This is a genomic window from Bradyrhizobium sp. 170 (genome assembly GCF_023101085.1).
In the GTDB taxonomy this organism is placed as follows: domain Bacteria; phylum Pseudomonadota; class Alphaproteobacteria; order Rhizobiales; family Xanthobacteraceae; genus Bradyrhizobium.
Genome location: NZ_CP064703.1, coordinates 6887536 through 6907324 on the forward strand (window position 1 = coordinate 6887536; position 19789 = coordinate 6907324).

Below are 19789 nucleotides of genomic sequence, written 5' to 3' on the forward strand. Positions count from 1 at the left end.
GCATGACTGCACCTATGCCTCAATCAGGCAAAGCTCCGGTAAGACAGAACATCGACGCATAGGCGTACATATCGAACGATACATTCGAGAAGGTTGCACATTACTGACAATCTCGGGACGAAAATGCCATCCCGGATTACCTCAAATACTCCTCATTGGCGGCATCTGCATCACTTGAATTTCGTGCAACAAGAGTAAAGTTTGCGCGCAATTGCTGACCTGAATCTTTTTTGATGCGAGCGTTCCAATGGAACCTGGTCCATATCGAAATAGCACAGTTAGGGGGTGCGTTATGTCAGTCCCATTGGGGAAGACCGTATTTATTGCAGACGCGATGACGTTTCGGCGAGCTCGGGTAGAGAGTTTTTTAAGTTCCTGGGCCAAAAACGAACAGGTCGAGTTGATTTCGCTCGACCCCGATGAAGCGCACACGAAGCTTGTCGAGCATAGCGATTGCGACATGCTGATTTACAGCGTCGGCACGCCCTCTCCTCACGAGATCGCCACCGAAATACAGGTGTTGCACGCCCTTCGCCGTCAAGCTGCCCTGGCAATCGTTTCCGACGACGAAAACCCTGCCAGCGTCATCGCCGCGATGCGTTCCGGAGCCCGGGGCTACTTCAGCAATTCGATGCCGCCCGAGCTCGCGTTGCAAGCCCTTTCATTCGTCCTGCATGGCGGCACCTACTTCCCGCCCACGGCCCTCATGTCCGCGCACGCGCCCAACGGCCCGCTGCCGACCGAATGCGGCCCCCGTGACTCGTACCCCGAGCAATTGCAGCCGGTCGCAGGACCACGGGATCGGCAGCTTGTCCCGGGGCAAGACAACAGTCTAGACAATGTGCACGGCGCACTTTTTGATCGGAAAGCCGTAGGCGTTCAACACATCAACGGTTCCAACGGCATTCGGCACGCTCCTGAATTCACCGAGCGCCAGTATGCGGTTCTGGCCTGCCTGTGCGAAGGTGATCCCAACAAGGTCATCGGCCGCAAGCTTGGAATGACCGAAACGACCGTGAAGGTGCATGTCCGGGAAATCATGCGGAAGCTGGGTGTATGCAACCGGACACAGGTCGCCATCGCCGCCGCGCGTAATGGTGTCGGCCCGGACATCGTTGTCGAACTGGTTCCCCCGGTGCAAAGGGCCTCGGATCGCTCCGAAGCCCCTTATCGCCTGTCCAAAAATGCTCTGTCCTGATGTCCGAATGGGTCAATCACGTCGATTAGCCCCACCGCTGACCACTTCCGGCCTTCCCCCAACTGGGGACATCACGCATCGGGACCACCACTTCCGAAAAGTGCCACGGGACTAAACCGCTCGCGCGGTAGGGCACTGCGGCGGGAGGCACAGCCAAGGCGATAGCGCAACGGGACGTCCTGTCTTGAGATCGAGGGGTTTCGACAACCTCACTCAAGACAGGAGCATCCCCATGACCGACGAGGCCATGAGCCCTTTACGGCGGCGCATGATCGAAGACATGACGATCCGCAAGTTAGCGCCAAAGACCCAACAAGGCTACATCCGCACCATCAGGGACTTTGCTGCATTCCTCGGCCGATCGCCCGACACGGCGAGCTTCGAGGACGTCCGGCGCTTTCAACTGCATCTGGCGGCGAACGGCGCGCACATCCCGATTCTCAATCATACCGTAGCTGCGTTGCGGTTCTTCTTCAGGATCACGCTCAGGCGCTCCGATATCATCGAGCACACCACATTCCTCCACGAGCCCCGCAAGCTGCCGGTCGTGCTCAGCCCAGAGGAGGTGGCGCGGCTGTTGGATGCCGCGCCGGGCCTCAAGTACAAGGCGGCGCTGAGTGTGGCTTACGGCGCAGGTTTGCGCGCCGCCGAGGTGATCTCGCTCAAGATCGGCGACATCGACAGCAAGCGCATGGTGATCCGCGTCGAACAAGGCAAAAGCCGCAAAGACCGCTACGTGATGCTGTCTCCGCATCTGCTCGAGTTGCTGCGTGCCTGGTGGAAGACAGCACGACCGCAGGGCTGGTTGTTTCCTGGCCGCGACCGCGTGCAGCCGATGACTACGCGCCAGCTCAATCGCGCCTGCCATACCGCAGCCGAGAGGGCCGAGATCGACAAGCGCGTGTCGCTCCACACCTTGCGGCACAGCTTCGCCACCCATCTGCTTGAGCAGAACATCGATATCCGGGTGATCCAGGTGCTGCTCGGGCACGCCAAGCTCGACACCACGGCGCTCTATACCCGCGTCGCCACCAAGACGATCCAACAAGTCATGAGCCCGCTGGAGCATATCGCCCGCAAGATCGAGAGGGTCGAGCCACCGGCCTAAAGCGCGGCTCGCGTGCCGCGTCCGGCACTGGAGGTCGCGGATATCTTCCGCGATCATGGACCGGCATGGCGCAGCGCCAACGCCGGCCATCTGAGCCTTGGCCAGTTGAAGGTAATGTCGGCGATCGAGAACTGCCGCACCGCGGCGCTCGGCGGCCATGTCGCGCGCTGCGAGAAGTGCGCGCACACCAAGATCTCGTACAACTCTTGCCGTAATCGGCACTGCCCGAAGTGCCAAGGCGCGGCGGCAAAGGACTGGCTGGCCGCGCGCGAGGCCGATCTGCTGCCGGTGCCGTACTATCATGTGGTGTTCACGCTGCCGGCAGCCATCGCCGACATCGCCTACCAGAACAAGGCGGTGGTCTACGATCTCTTGTTCAAGGCCTCGGCCGAGACCCTGGCCACGATCGCCGCCGACCCCAGGCACCTCGGCGCCCGCGTCGGCATCACCTCGGTTCTCCATACCTGGGGTTCAGCCATGACCCACCACCCGCACGTCCACATGATCGTGCCGGGCGGCGGCGTCTCGCCCGACGGCCAGCGCTGGGTGTCCTGCCGACCTGGCTTCTTCCTCCCCGTCCGCGTGCTCTCGCGCCTGTTCCGGCGGCTGTTCCTGGAGAAGCTGATCGCGGCCCACAACACCGGCCATCTGAAGTTCTTCGGCGATCATGCCGCTCTCGCCGACCCGCGGGCGTTCGCGGCGTATCTGGCACCGCTACGCCGAGCCGAATGGGTGGTCTATGCCAAGCGCCCGTTCGGCGGGCCACAGGCCGTGCTGGCCTATCTGTCGCGCTATACCCATCGCGTCGCCATCGCCAACAGCCGACTGATCGCCTGTGACCGCACCGGTGTCACCTTCCGGTGGAAAGACTATCGTGCCAATGGTCGCGATCGCCAGAAGCTCATGACACTCCCAACCGGCGAGTTTATCCGCCGCTTCCTCATCCACGTTCTGCCGCACGGCTTTCACCGCATCCGCCACTACGGCCTTTTGGCCAGCGGCACGCGCGCCGACAACATCGCCCGAGCGCGTGAGTTGCTCGCCGTCTCAAACTCCCAGGCCGAGCCCACCGGTGCCGCCGCCGATCCCGGCAAGCCGATTTGTCCATGCTGCGGCGGTCGCATGATCATCATCGAGGTCTTCGCGCGCGGTGCAACGCCACGGCATCGGCCGACAGCTTCACCTACCGCAATCAAGATCGACACCTCATGACCGCGTCACACCCCCGCAAATCTGATCGTCGCACTAGTTGCCTCTCGACCGGCCACGGTAGAACGCGCTCAGATATCCAGCCGTCGTCTCAAATCGTCCGACACTTCACTGCGGTCGATGCGACCCGCCCCTCATCCAGCAGCCGTTTCACCGTCCACCGGCCTGCTGGAGCGCCTCGACTCCATTCACACACCTCATCCGCGGCACTCAAATCCCCATAGCGTAGGCCGCGCCATCCCCGTACCCCTCCCGCGGTTTCCTCCCTTGGAGGTTTGCGGACGCCGGCCCCGCGCCCGCGGCACCACCGTCATGGGGCCGGCATCCGAAAACCTTCACATGATCGGACATCGGTAAAAGCCCCGGATTCGCATCCGGGGCTTCGCGTTGGGCCGGCTCAAGAGCTCAACGCGCGGGCTTGAGCGTATTCTCGATCATGTAGGCCGCGACCTTTCGCCCAACGTCCTCGCCGGTGCGGATCGCGAATCGATAGTGCACGCCGCCCCAGACGCGGACGTTCTTCTGCTCCTCGGCCATATCGGCCAGCCTGGCGAACTGCCGCGTCCGCTTCGCATCCCGCACATCGGTTGCCGTGAAGGGAATGGCCTGCACGGGGCCAAACACCGATTCCAGAACTGCCGACACGATCGTTGCGTTGATGGTGGCCTGCGAGGGGTATTCGGGATGCATCGGCGTCGGGTTGAACGAGGTCCAGCCGGCATCGCGCTCAGTGGCATCGTTGCCGTCCTGGTCGCCATTGCGGATCGCGGTGATGGGTCGCCAGAGATTGTACGTGTACTTCGCATCCCAATTAACGATGTAGGCGTTCGCCAAACTCATGTTGAGCAGCGCAAAGAGGCGGGCACATTCGGCAAGCGGCATCTCTTGCTTCATCGCCAGCTCGCGCGCCGCCGCTTGCCAGGCGGGGCCGAAATTGACATTTTCCCAGAACTTCACGGCCTCGGTCTGCTCAGGAGTACGCGCTGTGCTCTTGGTGCCGCCGAGGCTCTTGACCTCGTTGTAGTCCCGGGCCCACTCAGCGCTCGACAGTGCCGGCGGCGGGCCGGGCCGGAACTGGTCGGCACTCTTGAACACCCATGGCTTCGCATGCGCATATTGCTCCCACATCGGCAGCGTGGTCGGCACATATACCCCTGGGGCAGTGTGCGGCCGGTAAGTGTCGGGAGCGTTAGTGCCGTCGTTTGCGCGGTCGGCCTGTACCGCGTCGGCGACCGCCACACCGAGCTTGATGCCTTCGGCCTTGGCAGGCCCGTCTGGGATCGCCTTGAGCGATGCCGCGTAGGCCTCTTCGATCTTGTCTTTCTTTGCCAGGTAGATCTGAACAAGGATCTGCCGCGCGGCCGCCGCGGCTGCGGCTTCGGCCGACGCACCAGGTGCAGCCGGAACCGTCGCGACCACGCGGGTGTAGCGGTTCTGCACGGTATTGATCGCATCCGACATCGCAACGTGCACGATGGCCAAGATGCGCAGTCGGGGGTTATTGCCGATGTCGCTGGACACCAGGGTACCGGTGACCACGTTCCAGTCGGTAACGACATCGGCGCGCGCTGGCGCGCCCAGCAGCGCGGCAGCGATGATGCCCGGCAGCAGAGTAGCTGCCGACAGTCCTAAAACGGATTTCATCGGAAGACTCCTTTTTGCCGCCCACACAATGGGGTGTTGTTTCACGCCAGGTGGGCCTGGTCATTTTATCCCTCTCGATTTCATCTTGGTGTGAACTACCTCACCTGTGGCGCGAGACATCTGAGCGGGCCTATCGGCCTTTTGCCGAGCGGTAGCCATCCGCGTCGCGATGGATGCGGTCTCTGGATTTCTGTTGTGGGTCAAATGCGTCGGGTTGGCCGGACCACGGCGACTTCCGGTCTACCCCTGTGAACGGACATCGTCAGGGCCGGTCACCATGTCTCAAAGGTGCCATGGGACTAAACCGCTCGCGCGGTAGGGCACTGCGGCGGGAGGCACAGCCAAGGCGATAGCGCAACGGGACGTCCTGTCTTGAGATCGAGGGGTTTCGACAACCTCACTCAAGACAGGAGCATCCCCATGACCGACGAGGCCATGAGCCCTTTACGGCGGCGCATGATCGAAGACATGACGATCCGCAAGTTAGCGCCAAAGACCCAACAAGGCTACATCCGCACCATCAGGGACTTTGCTGCATTCCTCGGCCGATCGCCCGACACGGCGAGCTTCGAGGACGTCCGGCGCTTTCAACTGCATCTGGCGGCGAACGGCGCGCACATCCCGATTCTCAATCATACCGTAGCTGCGTTGCGGTTCTTCTTCAGGATCACGCTCAGGCGCTCCGATATCATCGAGCACACCACATTCCTCCACGAGCCCCGCAAGCTGCCGGTCGTGCTCAGCCCAGAGGAGGTGGCGCGGCTGTTGGATGCCGCGCCGGGCCTCAAGTACAAGGCGGCGCTGAGTGTGGCTTACGGCGCAGGTTTGCGCGCCGCCGAGGTGATCTCGCTCAAGATCGGCGACATCGACAGCAAGCGCATGGTGATCCGCGTCGAACAAGGCAAAAGCCGCAAAGACCGCTACGTGATGCTGTCTCCGCATCTGCTCGAGTTGCTGCGTGCCTGGTGGAAGACAGCACGACCGCAGGGCTGGTTGTTTCCTGGCCGCGACCGCGTGCAGCCGATGACTACGCGCCAGCTCAATCGCGCCTGCCATACCGCAGCCGAGAGGGCCGAGATCGACAAGCGCGTGTCGCTCCACACCTTGCGGCACAGCTTCGCCACCCATCTGCTTGAGCAGAACATCGATATCCGGGTGATCCAGGTGCTGCTCGGGCACGCCAAGCTCGACACCACGGCGCTCTATACCCGCGTCGCCACCAAGACGATCCAACAAGTCATGAGCCCGCTGGAGCATATCGCCCGCAAGATCGAGAGGGTCGAGCCACCGGCCTAAAGCGCGGCTCGCGTGCCGCGTCCGGCACTGGAGGTCGCGGATATCTTCCGCGATCATGGACCGGCATGGCGCAGCGCCAACGCCGGCCATCTGAGCCTTGGCCAGTTGAAGGTAATGTCGGCGATCGAGAACTGCCGCACCGCGGCGCTCGGCGGCCATGTCGCGCGCTGCGAGAAGTGCGCGCACACCAAGATCTCGTACAACTCTTGCCGTAATCGGCACTGCCCGAAGTGCCAAGGCGCGGCGGCAAAGGACTGGCTGGCCGCGCGCGAGGCCGATCTGCTGCCGGTGCCGTACTATCATGTGGTGTTCACGCTGCCGGCAGCCATCGCCGACATCGCCTACCAGAACAAGGCGGTGGTCTACGATCTCTTGTTCAAGGCCTCGGCCGAGACCCTGGCCACGATCGCCGCCGACCCCAGGCACCTCGGCGCCCGCGTCGGCATCACCTCGGTTCTCCATACCTGGGGTTCAGCCATGACCCACCACCCGCACGTCCACATGATCGTGCCGGGCGGCGGCGTCTCGCCCGACGGCCAGCGCTGGGTGTCCTGCCGACCTGGCTTCTTCCTCCCCGTCCGCGTGCTCTCGCGCCTGTTCCGGCGGCTGTTCCTGGAGAAGCTGATCGCGGCCCACAACACCGGCCATCTGAAGTTCTTCGGCGATCATGCCGCTCTCGCCGACCCGCGGGCGTTCGCGGCGTATCTGGCACCGCTACGCCGAGCCGAATGGGTGGTCTATGCCAAGCGCCCGTTCGGCGGGCCACAGGCCGTGCTGGCCTATCTGTCGCGCTATACCCATCGCGTCGCCATCGCCAACAGCCGACTGATCGCCTGTGACCGCACCGGTGTCACCTTCCGGTGGAAAGACTATCGTGCCAATGGTCGCGATCGCCAGAAGCTCATGACACTCCCAACCGGCGAGTTTATCCGCCGCTTCCTCATCCACGTTCTGCCGCACGGCTTTCACCGCATCCGCCACTACGGCCTTTTGGCCAGCGGCACGCGCGCCGACAACATCGCCCGAGCGCGTGAGTTGCTCGCCGTCTCAAACTCCCAGGCCGAGCCCACCGGTGCCGCCGCCGATCCCGGCAAGCCGATTTGTCCATGCTGCGGCGGTCGCATGATCATCATCGAGGTCTTCGCGCGCGGTGCAACGCCACGGCATCGGCCGACAGCTTCACCTACCGCAATCAAGATCGACACCTCATGACCGCGTCACACCCCCGCAAATCTGATCGTCGCACTAGTTGCCTCTCGACCGGCCACGGTAGAACGCGCTCAGATATCCAGCCGTCGTCTCAAATCGTCCGACACTTCACTGCGGTCGATGCGACCCGCCCCTCATCCAGCAGCCGTTTCACCGTCCACCGGCCTGCTGGAGCGCCTCGACTCCATTCACACACCTCATCCGCGGCACTCAAATCCCCATAGCGTAGGCCGCGCCATCCCCGTACCCCTCCCGCGGTTTCCTCCCTTGGAGGTTTGCGGACGCCGGCCCCGCGCCCGCGGCACCACCGTCATGGGGCCGGCATCCGAAAACCTTCACAATAGGCGACATGCTTGCAAAGGCACGGATCCGGGCTAATGCGCAATGGTCGTTCGTTTGTGTCCGCAAGAGGCCGTCGGCGGTGAACCTTTCGCGGGCGGCCCGCGACAAACAAGCCGCCATCGTCGCGACGGCGGCCAATTGAGGTTTCCCATGCCGATCGTCCGAATCCTCCTGGTCCTTCTCGCGCTCGCTTCGCCGCTGTCGATGGCGGGAGGCGCTGTTGCGGGGCCGTTTGAGGATGCGCAGGCGGCGCATAGCAGACGCGACTACGCAACCGCGCTACGGCTCTGGCGTCCGCTGGCCGACCAAGGCAATGCCGAGGCGCAGTACGCACTCGGGTTCATGTACGACGGCGGCCAAGGTGTGCCGAAAAATTACGCTAGGGCTGCAAAGTGGTGGCGCCTCGCAGCCGATCAAGGCCATACCTTCGCCCAGTACAACCTGGGGACCTTGTACGACAACGGCAATGGGGTGCCTCAGAACAAAGCTGAAGCATTGAAGTGGTATCACCTTGCCGCCGAGCGCGGTAACGATGGTGCGCAGTTCAACGTCGGGGTCCTGCATTTCGCGGGCGTGGCCGTGTCCGAGAACCGGATCGAGGCTGCGAAGTGGTTTCGCCGCGCTGCAGACCAAGGTCATATTGGAGCGCAGGTATATCTTGGCCTCTTACGCTACGGGACTAGGCGTGCCGCAAGACAATATTCAAGCATACATGTGGCTCAGTTTGGCGGCTGCGCGAAGTGACCAAGATGCGATCAGCAATCGAAATCGCGTCGCGCAGCAGATGACCCCGGCACAGATCGCCGAAGCGCAGAAGCTGGCGGTTGAGTGGAAGTCGAAACCGGAACGGTAGTATTCCCGTGCGTCGCGGAAGCAATGTCTGCTGTGGGTCCAGGCTGTGTAAAAACGTTTTTCCGCCCCCAAAAACTGCACGCAACCGGGGACGATCCGCGTCGACACGACGGTCTGAGCGTATTTTTGCTGTATCGAGTCTGGAGTCAATCCGGGCGCAACCTCGGGCCACGCTGAGCGACCTGAGCGGTTACACGATGCGCATAACAGCACGAGCTCTTCACGCCCGGATTGCCACCAGGAGCGGCTTGATGCCGACGATGTTCACTACGCGCGTGAGGTTGTAGGCGAGTACGTTCAGCGCCATTTCGGTCGCGACATTGGGCAACCGCTTCATTAGAAAGTGTGTCGCACCCATCCGCATCTTCAGTGTGGCGAACGGATGCTCGACGGTTTCGCGGCGCACACGCATGGCTTGCGGGTTCTGATCGAGCCGCGTCTGCGCGGCCTCGACGACGTGTTCGTGTTCCCAGCGTTTGATGCGGCGCTCGTTGGACGTTGTGCACTGATCCTTGAACGGGCATGTGCGGCACGCCTTCGTCAAGTAAATCCGCATTTTCTGGCCATCTTCATCAGCGGTGAAGTGGCTTCTCGCCGGCCGGACAGCGATAGACGTCATCCTTGGCCAAATAGACAAAATCAGGTTTCCCAAAGCGGCCTGCCGACTTGGCTCCCGAAGTTTGCGGCTTGGGTAGCGTGACCGCGACCCCGGCCTGTTCGCATGCCAGGATTTCCTCACCTTTAAAGTAGCCCCGATCCGCAACGACGTCCAAGTTATCGCTGCGCAGCACGGCTTTCGCCGCCTGCGCCATCGTCGCCAGTTGCGATCTATCGGTGCCGACGTTGGTGACCTCGTGCGCGACAATCAGATGGTTCGTGGTGTCGACCGCACTTTGTACTTTGTAGGCGACCATGCCTGAGCCGCGCCCGCTCGTTGCCATCGAGCGGCAATCGGGATCGGTCAGCGATATCTGCTTGTCGGGCGAGGCGAGCAATGCCTTTTCAATCGCGGCCAGTCGTTTCACTTCTTCTTCGAGCTTCGCCAGCTTTTCCCTAAGCCGCGTCTTGGTCATCAGCACCGTTTCCGACGGCTCTTCTCCTGCGGCCGTCTGGCGGTCGGCGGTGTCCAGTTGGCTCATGTAGCGCGCCACGCTCTCTTCGATCTGCTTCTGGCGGCGCTGGATCTTGCCTTGCGTGAAGTTGTTGTCGCGACTGTTCACGGCCTTGAACTTGCTGCCGTCGATGGCAACGCTGGCCTTCGTCAGCAGGCCCATCTTGCGGCACAACTCGACGAATTGCGCGCAAACCTTTTTGATCGCTGCGCCATTGTCCTTGCGGAAGTCGGCGATGGTTTTGTGATCCGGCGCGAGCCGTCCGGTCAGCCACATCACCTCAAGATTGCGGCCAGCCTCGCGCTCCAGCCGCCGGCTCGATTGCACCCGGTTGAGATAGCCGTAAATGTAGAGCTTGAGCATCGGCGAAGGATGGTACGCCGGCCGGCCGGTCGCCGCAGGATCAACGCCATCGAACCCGAGGTCGCGCAGTTCCAATGCATCCACGAATACATCGACCGCGCGAATAGAATTGCTCTCGTCGACCCAATCATCGAGGCATTCCGGCAACAGCGTCGTCTGCTGGCGATCCGCCCCTTGAACGAAACCCCGCATCACTTCCCCCGCCGATTCAGCAAGAGAATCATAGCATCGACGGGGTTTTCACACAGCCTGGGTCATTCGCGACCGGGTCGAGCCAGCCTTCGGTCCCGCCATGTCCGGTATGCCGTCAAAGCGGAAGTAAATTCAAAATTAGGCTGCGCGACTGCGCTATGCAGGTCGATGGTACGGCCGTGGATGTAATTCAAGCGATTTTCTCTTTGCCGCCGATGATCGGATATTCGAACGCGACGCCCTCCGGATCGTTGTCGCGAAACCATTCGTCCGCCGCGTCCTGATCGGCGAACAGCTTCAGTTGATCGGGATCCCCGACCTGCTTGCTGGTGTCGACATACGCCCACACGGTCATGAGAATGAATCCTTACGCGGTTCGTCGCTGATGATTTCGGGTGAGACTGCATTGCAGATTTTTCCTTCGTTGAGCTCCGACACGGAACACCGTGAACTTACGGATTCTCAACTCCGTTGAACGCTGTAAGCTTGTTCTTGCCAGCGCGGTTACGGAGAAGGGTCGCGCAAATGCGACCCTTCTCCCCATTTTGCCAAGAAGTATGATTGGGTCACTGCCGGGGTGAGCCCGTCCAGGCATGGCTCGACGCGGGTCGTCCAGAACGTCGTGCGTCAGGCCGCCTAATGCGCAGGCTCAAACCGTTCTATGAAGCGGTCGGTTTGCCAAAGCTCAACGGGGTGGCCATCTACGGCGATTTTTGCGAGCCGTCGTGCCTCATTCTCATCCGAGCAGCGGATATCGACCCGATTGATAATGTGGCCGTCCGGCCCGATCACATAGGCGCGATATTCTTCCATCGAACGGCTCTATGGATGATCCGCTTGCCACCTAACGATAAAACGGGATTGAAGGGCCGTCTATTTGAAAACGAGAATGGCTTGGCTTGACGAGCGTTGTGTCGGGTGCCCGACGTTTATTTTTCAGCGCCTTCGAAACAACTCCCGCTCCTTGCCGTAAGAAGTTGCTCGCTCGCTGGTTATTGGCCAGCGAAGAACTTCGGGAACAAGTGGCAAACTTTGGAATTCGTTAATCTCAAGTTGCTACGCAAGGCCAATCGCGGAACCCGCCCAAGCCCCCGCGAGAGTACGGAAACCCGTCGATCTCAACCCCGACGGGTTTCTGCATGGCGCGCAATTCTGCCAAGAATCAGACCCAGCTTGAAGAGGCCATTCCGGGGGGTGACCGGTGATGGTAGCGGCGGCAGGAACTCACATCCCGATCCAGTTACTTGTACGCGACCGCACCGCTCGACAGGCCCGTCAGTGAGAGGAATCATGAAGTCTCGGAATTCGGCCTGCGGGACGCATAGCGCGTTGCACGATCACCGATCATGGTTTGGGACCCATTCCTCCGCGGTTGAGTCCCAATGATGGGTGTCGTCGAATTGTTTCCAGAGTTGCCGCCTTGATTTGCTTTCACCCTTCTGTCGTTTTGCATTCAGTGCGCTGAGTTGGACGACGAGCGCCCCAGCCATCATCACCCATTCGCGAGCGTTATATCGGGAGTTCCATTTGATTGTCGCGAGCATCGGATGCCTCCTTCAAAGTAAGAAAGCCTTCGCCATCTTAGCCCGGACCAAGAACACAGGGATGTAAAGTACTTCACAGTCAGCCAACATCTTCGACATAGCCGCGCGCGATCCTATCAGGGGATGCGTCTGCGGGCTGGAGGGCTGAGGGTCCCAGATCATGTCCTCTCTAGCCACAATGACCGGACATCGTCGGTGAGGTCGGGCAGGTCCGAAAAGTGCCAACAACGGAAGTGGCCACCTCGCCGCTAACAAGCGGGCGATGCGCTTTTCTGGCCGACCCACGGCACGGTGATACCTCAGCCGTCGATAGTCATGTGATGTCCCGAATCCAGCCTCACTTGCGTCAAACTTCTTAACTTTACGCAGTCGGGAAAACTTGGCATCACACCGGTCCCGGCTCTCAATGATAGACATTTTGCTGACGCGCGTTGCCGTCGCCACGAGCATCGTTGCGCTTGTGCTCGGATTCGCCAGTGTATTCTCGAGCATCGAGTTGGGCTCGGGCGGTGGTTCAGTGCTGAAGATAATTCTCGTCATTATCTTCAGCATTGCCTTGCTCAGCCTGTTTTATGGGAACGTCGTCTATCAGTTGACGCGAATAGGCCAGCTCAAGCGTCATTCCAACGACCGCGACGATAATTCCAATCTTCAATCGTTCCACGAAGTCGATGGTAGCCCGACGGTCAGCATCCTCGTGCCATCGTATAAGGAACAAGTCCCGGTCGTGATGCAAACGATCATATCCGCAGCGCTGTCGGAATATCCTAATCGCAGGATCACCTTGCTTCTCGACGACCCGCCGCTCTGTGTCGGAGCCGATTTACGAGCGCTTTCAGCGACGCGCGGGCTTGTCGTCGAACTGAACGAAATTTTCGCTGCAGCGGCAGATCGGTTTCGTATCGCGGAGCGCGACTATTTGGAACGCACCGCGTTGGGAATAGTGGCTATATCACGCGAACGGCAGGCCATCGGAGTTCTCTTCGACGATGCCGCGACGGTGGTGGAAGCCCTCGGAAGACGATACGCTGAACTTTCCCAACCAGCCTTCGCCCACGCCGATGAGCTGTTCGCGCGCGAAGTCATTGAGCGCCTCGTCCGAGAGCACCGCGGAACGGCGGCCCTCCTTCGGAACGGGAAGAGCATCGATGCGGCGCGACTGCAGCTGGAGTACCGACGTCTCGCGAAACTGTTTGCTGTGCCCATCGACATATTCGAGCGCAAGCGATTTGCTAATCTCTCGCATGCGCCAAACAAGGCAATGAACCTTAACAGCTATATCGGGCTGATCGGACGGACATTCCGCATTTCGAAAGGTGCCAACGGCGTTTCGCTGCTGCTGCAAACGCCCGCGGCCGAGGCAGAGGTCACCGTGCCTGATGCGGATTACATCATAACTATTGATGCGGACAGCATCATTCTTCCTGACTACGTTCGCAAGCTCGTCGCAATCATGGAAGCCGACCGGCGCATGGCTATCGCGCAGACGCCCTATTCGGCTTATCCCGATGCGCCGACGGTGCTGGAACGAGTGGCGGGCGCCACCACCGATATCCAGTATCTGGTTCATCAGGGCTTCACGGCCTACAATGCCACGTTCTGGGTCGGAGCGAACGCGGTTCTCCGCCGCCAAGCCTTGGACGAGATCAAAACGATGACAGAGGAGCGCGGTCATCCGATCCCGATCTTCATCCAGGATAAAACCCTCATTGAGGATACCGGATCGACTATTGATCTTGCGGCACGCGGTTGGCGTTTGCACAATCATCCGGAGCGCCTGGCGTTCAGCGCGACCCCGTCGGACTTCGGCGCTCTCGTAATCCAGCGCCGCCGGTGGGCCAACGGCGGGCTAATAATTTTCCCGCGCCTGCTCGAACTCTGGTCGGCAAGGCAGTCACCGCGCGCCGGTTCACTCGAGACGATCATTAGATCACACTATTTGCTATCGCCGGCCTTGGCGAATGTGGGCTTGCTGCTGCTGCTGACTATTCCCTTTGGCAGCGAGTTCTCCAGCTTTTGGTTCCCCGTCGCAGCCGCTCCATATTATTTGCTGTACGGTCAGGATCTAACAAGGACGGGCTACAAATGGCGTGATCTGCTGCGGGTCTATGCGCTCACACTGCTGCTTGTTCCCGTTAACCTTGCCGGCGTCTATCGTTCGCTGGAGCAGATGATCACAGGCCGCAAGAGCCCGTTTGCTCGCACACCGAAGATCGAAGACCGCACAGCCGCGCCAGCATCTCATCTGCTTGCGCTGTGTGCCCTTACAGCGGCCGCCATCTTTTCCGCCGGCGCGAACCTGTGGTCTGGCAACCTGTTGTTCTTCGGCTTTTGCTCGATCAACGCGGGCTTCTTCCTCTACGGTTTCCTAAGCCTGATCGGGTGGCGAGAGGCCGTTGTCGACATCGCAGCGGGCTTTGCCTTGCGTAGTTCAGGTAGAATGGCATCGGCGCCGACATGACAGGACAACTCGCTAAAGCGTCAACGCTGTAGGAACAATATCCGAATGCTTCGGCGGACGACCATGTTACGTTGCGAGAGGTCTCTGCTTGAGACGGTCGCCGTGAATTGGCTCGCAGGCCTGGCTGCACTGGTCGCGGTGAACCTCGCCACTGCCAACGCAGAAGAGCCGCCTCGATTGTCGCTCCAAAGCACCAGCGATTTTGCTTCTTACGGGGCTTTCTATACGGACCTGACCGCGAGTTACTCTCCTTTCGGAAGCCTATGGGAGCAAGGCTGGCGCGTCCAAGGAATCGCATCCGCGCGGCGCTATAGCTTCATCGACTCCGGCACGAAACGCATCGGCCTGGATACGACACTTGACGGCTTGGTGGGGTATCAATTCATCTCAAATGGCTGGTCATGGCTTCTTGCCGCGGGCCCATCGATGGTGAACGCCCACGTATATGCAGCGCCTGGTCTGTTGCCATCCAATACGACGCTATTCGGCATCAAGGCATTGACGTCGATTTACGGCAATCCGACTAGCAACACGATGCTCTACGCCCAGGCGCACTACAATACTGGGTCAGAGTTCTTCTACGTGCAGGGCAAGACGGGTATCGCCATCGCACAAAACCTGTTCGTTGGACCCGAGGCGGCTTTCTCGGGCAGCTGGACCTATGACCAGGTCCGCGTCGGGGCTCACATTACGGGCTTCAACGTTTTGGGCATGCAGTCCGGCGTGTCGCTGGGTTTTGTCCGTGACTCCACGTACGGAACGGGATTCTATACCGGGCTCAATCTTCAGGCCAATTTCTGATTGTCCGGCGTCTTACAGGCAGCGTGGCCAGGCAAGGCCTGCTGCCAGCAGTAGTTTCAGATCCGAATTCCCTGGACGAGCTATCTGTTCAGGTCCTTCGGAGAAGGATATCCGAAAAGACGCTACCAAGGTCCGCTAATGGGATGGTCCGGCCGTGCTCCTGCCCCGCCAGCAAGCGAAGCTGGCAAGGGGCGCCAAAGACAAGGAGCACGCCATGTCTCAGACAGCCAATACCGCGATCGCCGTGATCGGCATCGATATCGGCAAGAACTCGTTCCACGTCGTGGGCCACGATGCGCGCGGCGCCATCGTGCTGCGGCAAAAATGGTCGCGTGGCCAAGTGGAAGCGCGGCTCGCCAATATACCGCCTTGCCTGATCGGCATGGAAGCCTGCGTCGGCGCACATCACCTGAGCCGCAAACTCGCATCGCTGGGTCACGATGCCAGGTTGATGCCGGCCAAATATGTCCGCCCCTATAGCAAGGGACAGAAGAACGACTTCAATGATGCCGAAGCGATTGCCGAAGCCGTGCAGCGCCCGACGATGAAGTTCGTGGCGACCAAGACCGCGGAGCAACTTGATCTGCAGGCATTGCATCGGGTGCGCGAGCGGCTGGTCTCGCAACGCACCGGCATCATCAACCAGATTCGCGCCTTCATGCTGGAACGCGGGATCGCCGTGCGCCAGGGTATCGGCTTCCTGCGCACGGAACTGCCCACCATCCTTGCAACGCGCACCGATGCCCTGTCGCCCCGCATGTTGCGTGTCATCGAGGAGTTGGCAGGAGACTGGCGCCGGCTAGATCAGCGCATCGATGGCCTAACCGGCGAGATCGAAGCACTGGCCCGTCAAGATCAGGCATGTTCGCGCCTGATGACGGTGCCCGGCATTGGGCCGATCATTTCGAGCGCCATGGTGGCCGCGATCGGCACTGGAGACGTATTCTCCAAAGGCCGCGACTTCGGCGCCTGGCTCGGACTGGTACCCAAGCAGATCTCGACGGGAGACCGCACCATCCTCGGCAAAATCTCCAGACGCGGCAATCGCTACCTGCGCGTTCTGTTTGTGCAGGCGGCATGGGTTGTGCTGGTCAGGATAAAGAACTGGGAACGTTGCGGGCTCAAATCCTGGATCGAAGCCGCCAAGAGGCGGTTGCACCACAACGTGCTCGCGATCGCGCTCGCCAACAAACTTGCCCGCATCGCCTGGGCGGTGCTGGCTAAGGGACGCGCCTTCGAGCTGACGAGGACCGATGATGCAAGCGTCCGACCCGCTTGATCCTCGCGCCGTGCTCGGCGCGGTCAAGGCGCAGCCTGGCAACGCCGGAGCCAGCCGCAAGCCAAGCGCGACGGCCGGCCTTGACCGCCCCTGCGCGCGACGCGATCGACGTTCTGCGGGCCGGGACGAAGGAACGGCCCTTGGCTCGAACAAAGGAACTGCGCGACATGAGGAGCAAGCGATGACGTAACCCTATCAACAATTTCCAGCCGAGGTCTGCGAGAAGATGAGACGAGATGGAGGTTCGGTCTTCCGAGCGCGTGCGAACACTGGTGACCCGAATGGCCCGATCGAGGCCTGTCCGCTAATGAGAACGCGCGCGCGCTGATACCCATGATGGCCCGGAGCACCACACGCTCCAATCAGAGGCCGGATACATTGATGCAAGACCGCGGCCGCCAATTCGACGAAATCTTCTTGCAACGCGCGGCCGGACCATACACGGGTCAATCGCGTCGTTTTGACGGTCGGCCAGCCACTTCCGGACCACCCCGATCAGCGGGCATTCGCAGGGTACGTCGGCACGTCTAACGTGCCAAAAGCCGGCCGAAATATCCGCGTGGCTGACCGAGAGTCTCGCAGATAGGCTTATAAGGAAGTCGAGGTGGCAATCACGGAGCCACGACCCACCAATCTCGTATGGTTTGCTTGATGCGCTCAACCGTCTCCGGCCGAAGATCTATGGCGTCCTCATGGCATAGCCGTACCGCGTTGTTGAGCATTAACCGATCCTCTGCTTCGGATCGGTTCTAACAGCACGTCGGAAATGATTCGTCAGATCGTCGGTATCGGCAATTTCATTGGCGATTTGGCGCGCAACGGGATATTTATTGCCCCGGGCGGGACAACGAGTCATGACCACCAAGGCGCGTGAGTTTATCGACTTTTGGATTGAGAGCAGCGTTCACGCCCGCGAACACTATGGCACGCCGGGGGCTGAACAACGCGTAGCTGAGTTAGTCCTCCGTCTCGTTGAAGCCGCCCGAGCGCAGGGCATATCCGAAAAGGCTATGACTGCCGAAGTGGGCAATGTGACCGAAAACGTTCGCGGCAAGCTAGCCGAAGCCAATCAAGCCGAGAAAGACCGGCCCGAGTGAGCTTCGGAGTTACGACGGCCGCGGCAATGAATTTTCACGCAATAGGAACGTTCACCCCGCACGCTGATTGTGGAATTGTCCCTGCAGCATAATGGGACAACACTCACGAACTTAAACGGCCCGGGGGTGAAGGACAGCGGACCGTTTTTTATTTGGCATTTTCCCGGTGCCAGGACGAGGTGCGTATGTCGAACTTCGTGATCCTGTTGGTTGAGGATGATGCGTTCCAGCGCGAGGCACTGGCCGATCTTCTGAAGGATGAAGGGTTCGAGGTGATCGAATGCACGACCGCTGAGGCTGGTGAGTTGATCATCACGTCAACTGGAACCGAATTGCAGGCGCTCATCACTGATCACAACTTAGCGGGTGCAATGTCCGGTGCCCAGCTCGCCCAATTCGCCCGACGCCGACACCCGCATATGAACATTGTCATCATGTCCGGCACAGCCGTGAAGCCAATGCCGGTCGATACGACGTACTTGCAAAAGCCTTTCGCTCCCGCGCGGCTGCTCGAAGCGGTTCGCGACTGAAAAGCGTGGGGGCCCCGCTCCAGAGATCGCGAGCATACCCCACGCCTTCAGTCCACCGCCAATTCCTTGCGGACAGCGGCGGCTGAATTTCCGACCTTTTCGACGGCCTTCTGTAATTCTTCCTTCGAGATGTTCAGGTGCTTCGTCCAGTAACGAACCTCATGGTTTTGGTTCATATTGATTTTGTTTCGGTCAGGCTGCTCCCTCGTCGTCAGGCTATCTGTCATCCGGCTTTCCTCGCTATCCGTCGCTTGGACACCCGATCTGGTCCGCGTAGATAGCGAAGCCCCTCAACTGCGAGCGCCTTCTCGTCCACGTCCATTCCAGCCAAATGGGCCGTCAGTCTTTGGCGTGTGGTTAGGGCCTGCGCAGGAGTGAGGTTCGCAATCATGGTGAACGCCTGCATTACCCGGTCGATAGCCGCTTGCATCTTGTTCCTCCCGTTGTGATGCCTAACTCTGGACCGAAACCAACGTTCCAATTTTTGGAACGTGCATGGGAGGACGTCCATGGACCGGGTGACACGTTGTTTGCACTGCGGAAAACGTATGGTCCCCATACCCAGCGACACCGGGCGCACCGAGTTAAAGTGCCTGTTTTGCGATAGACTGGACCCAATGGAGACAACGGCAAAGCAATGGGCGGACAGCCCGCTAGGCTAGCCTATTTCCGAGAGAGCCCCTTAAAGGAGCTGGCCATTAAGAGGCCCTCGCTGGTGATGTCGCGGTACTCGATATCGGCGACAAAAGTCGGCTCAACCCACGTAGCCTTGGGCTTCCGAATGGGTTTGGTGAGCTTTGATTTTGGACTGCCCACGGCATCAAGCTGCTTGCGGATTTGGCCAGATACCGTGCGGGACCAGCCGGTCCCGACCTTCCCCATGTAGACCAGCTCCTTGCCTTCCCGCTTGCCGAGATAGAGCGCGGCGACACCGGTCGGATCCTTTATAAATCCAATGACGGGGAATTTCCCCTTCTGGACAGTCTTGATCTTGAGCCAGCTCTCACTGCGTTCTGACCGATACGGAGCATCCGCTCGTTTGGAGATAATGCCCTCCCAGTTGAGCTTGGCAGCGTGCTCAAACATCTCTTGCCTGTCACCGGTCAGATGTTCGGAGTAGAGAACCGGCAGTTCGACGTCATTTTCACCGAGCAGGTCGAGCAGCGCCTGCTTGCGCTCTATCTGTGGCAGCTTGCGGAGGTCCCCGTCGCGCCAGAGCAGGTCGAAAGCGTAATAGACCAAGCGGTCCTGTCTGCCCGCCGCTAACTCTGCCTGCAGTTCGGAAAAGTTCGTCCGGCCCTCATGCACGACGACCACCTCTCCGTCGATGATGGCTTCGCCCGGGATGTCCAACGCACCAGCGATTGTCGAGAAGCGTTTGGTCCAGTCTAGCCCGTTGCGGGTGTAGACCTTCTTGCGTCCTCGATTGAGGTGCACCTGGACGCGGTAGCCGTCATATTTGATTTCGTGAAGCCATTGTTCGCCCTTTGGCGCCTTTGACTTCAAAGTTGCCAGCTGGGGCTTAATGAAGCCCGGCATCTGAATACGCTTG

At 60.3% G+C, this 19789-nt stretch carries 16 protein-coding genes and 1 pseudogene; 11 read left to right on the forward strand and 6 right to left on the reverse strand.

Annotated elements, in window-relative coordinates; genetic code table 11:
* Positions 1-292 precede the first annotated feature (292 nt).
* The 3 genes from IVB05_RS32205 (at position 293) to IVB05_RS32215 (ending at position 3518) form a co-directional block, all read left to right on the forward strand.
* On the forward strand, positions 293-1198 hold the full coding sequence (locus tag IVB05_RS32205) for a response regulator transcription factor (protein ID WP_247780036.1): 906 nt from the start codon (positions 293-295) through the stop codon (positions 1196-1198).
* 232 nt (positions 1199-1430) lie between these two features.
* A complete protein-coding gene (locus tag IVB05_RS32210; protein WP_247778957.1) occupies positions 1431-2306 on the forward strand; it encodes a site-specific integrase in 876 nt (291 codons plus the stop codon).
* 12 nt (positions 2307-2318) lie between these two features.
* Positions 2319-3518, forward strand: a complete 1200-nt coding sequence (locus IVB05_RS32215) for an IS91 family transposase (RefSeq protein ID WP_247778958.1) — start codon at positions 2319-2321, stop codon at positions 3516-3518.
* Positions 3519-3920: 402 nt separating this feature from the next.
* Here IVB05_RS32215 and IVB05_RS32220 read toward each other — a convergent pair whose 3' ends face one another.
* Positions 3921-5159 carry a vanadium-dependent haloperoxidase gene (locus IVB05_RS32220; protein WP_247780037.1) on the reverse strand — a complete coding sequence of 413 codons (1239 nt, stop codon included), beginning with the start codon at positions 5157-5159 and terminating at the stop codon, positions 3921-3923.
* A 420-nt stretch (positions 5160-5579) separates the two neighbouring features.
* Here IVB05_RS32220 and IVB05_RS32225 point away from each other — a divergent pair, with 420 nt between their 5' ends.
* The 3 genes from IVB05_RS32225 to IVB05_RS32235 all read left to right on the forward strand — a co-directional run bounded on the left by IVB05_RS32225 (position 5580) and on the right by IVB05_RS32235 (position 8750).
* Complete coding sequence (locus IVB05_RS32225) at positions 5580-6455, forward strand: site-specific integrase (protein ID WP_247778957.1); 876 nt, start codon at positions 5580-5582, stop codon at positions 6453-6455.
* Between the two features lie 12 nt (positions 6456-6467).
* Entirely contained in the window at positions 6468-7667 is a 1200-nt protein-coding gene (locus IVB05_RS32230) for an IS91 family transposase (RefSeq protein WP_247778958.1), read from the forward strand.
* A gap of 489 nt (positions 7668-8156) precedes the next feature.
* Positions 8157-8750 carry a tetratricopeptide repeat protein gene (locus tag IVB05_RS32235; protein WP_247780038.1) on the forward strand — a complete coding sequence of 198 codons (594 nt, stop codon included), beginning with the start codon at positions 8157-8159 and terminating at the stop codon, positions 8748-8750.
* A 328-nt stretch (positions 8751-9078) separates the two neighbouring features.
* On the opposite strand, the pseudogene IVB05_RS32240 reads toward IVB05_RS32235, so the two are convergent.
* The 3 genes and pseudogenes from IVB05_RS32240 to IVB05_RS32250 form a co-directional block, all read right to left on the reverse strand.
* A pseudogene (locus IVB05_RS32240) lies at positions 9079-10525 on the reverse strand (IS1182 family transposase).
* Positions 10526-10715: 190 nt separating this feature from the next.
* Positions 10716-10880, reverse strand: a complete 165-nt coding sequence (locus tag IVB05_RS32245) for a hypothetical protein (protein WP_247780039.1) — start codon at positions 10878-10880, stop codon at positions 10716-10718.
* Between the two features lie 281 nt (positions 10881-11161).
* Positions 11162-11338 carry a hypothetical protein gene (locus IVB05_RS32250; RefSeq protein WP_247780040.1) on the reverse strand — a complete coding sequence of 59 codons (177 nt, stop codon included), beginning with the start codon at positions 11336-11338 and terminating at the stop codon, positions 11162-11164.
* Positions 11339-12487: 1149 nt separating this feature from the next.
* Between IVB05_RS32250 and IVB05_RS32255 the strand changes: the two genes are divergently transcribed.
* The 5 genes from IVB05_RS32255 to IVB05_RS32275 all read left to right on the forward strand — a co-directional run bounded on the left by IVB05_RS32255 (position 12488) and on the right by IVB05_RS32275 (position 18237).
* Positions 12488-14530, forward strand: a complete 2043-nt coding sequence (locus tag IVB05_RS32255) for a glycosyltransferase family 2 protein (protein WP_247780041.1) — start codon at positions 12488-12490, stop codon at positions 14528-14530.
* Between the two features lie 102 nt (positions 14531-14632).
* A complete protein-coding gene (bcsS, locus tag IVB05_RS32260; protein ID WP_247780042.1) occupies positions 14633-15331 on the forward strand; it encodes a cellulose biosynthesis protein BcsS in 699 nt (232 codons plus the stop codon).
* A 214-nt stretch (positions 15332-15545) separates the two neighbouring features.
* Positions 15546-16610, forward strand: a complete 1065-nt coding sequence (locus tag IVB05_RS32265; RefSeq protein ID WP_247780043.1) for an IS110 family transposase — start codon at positions 15546-15548, stop codon at positions 16608-16610.
* 854 nt (positions 16611-17464) lie between these two features.
* Positions 17465-17707 carry a hypothetical protein gene (locus IVB05_RS32270; RefSeq protein WP_247780044.1) on the forward strand — a complete coding sequence of 81 codons (243 nt, stop codon included), beginning with the start codon at positions 17465-17467 and terminating at the stop codon, positions 17705-17707.
* Positions 17708-17892: 185 nt separating this feature from the next.
* The gene (locus tag IVB05_RS32275) at positions 17893-18237 is read left to right on the forward strand and encodes a response regulator (protein ID WP_247780045.1); all 345 of its coding nucleotides are present in this window, start codon (positions 17893-17895) and stop codon (positions 18235-18237) included.
* Between the two features lie 47 nt (positions 18238-18284).
* Here the strand turns inward: IVB05_RS32275 and IVB05_RS32280 are convergent, their stop codons facing one another.
* Both IVB05_RS32280 and ligD read right to left on the reverse strand, forming a co-directional pair.
* A complete protein-coding gene (locus IVB05_RS32280) occupies positions 18285-18464 on the reverse strand; it encodes a DUF3606 domain-containing protein (RefSeq protein ID WP_247780046.1) in 180 nt (59 codons plus the stop codon).
* A gap of 436 nt (positions 18465-18900) precedes the next feature.
* The gene (ligD, locus tag IVB05_RS32285; RefSeq protein ID WP_247780047.1) at positions 18901-19776 is read right to left on the reverse strand and encodes a non-homologous end-joining DNA ligase; all 876 of its coding nucleotides are present in this window, start codon (positions 19774-19776) and stop codon (positions 18901-18903) included.
* Positions 19777-19789: the final 13 nt, after the last annotated feature.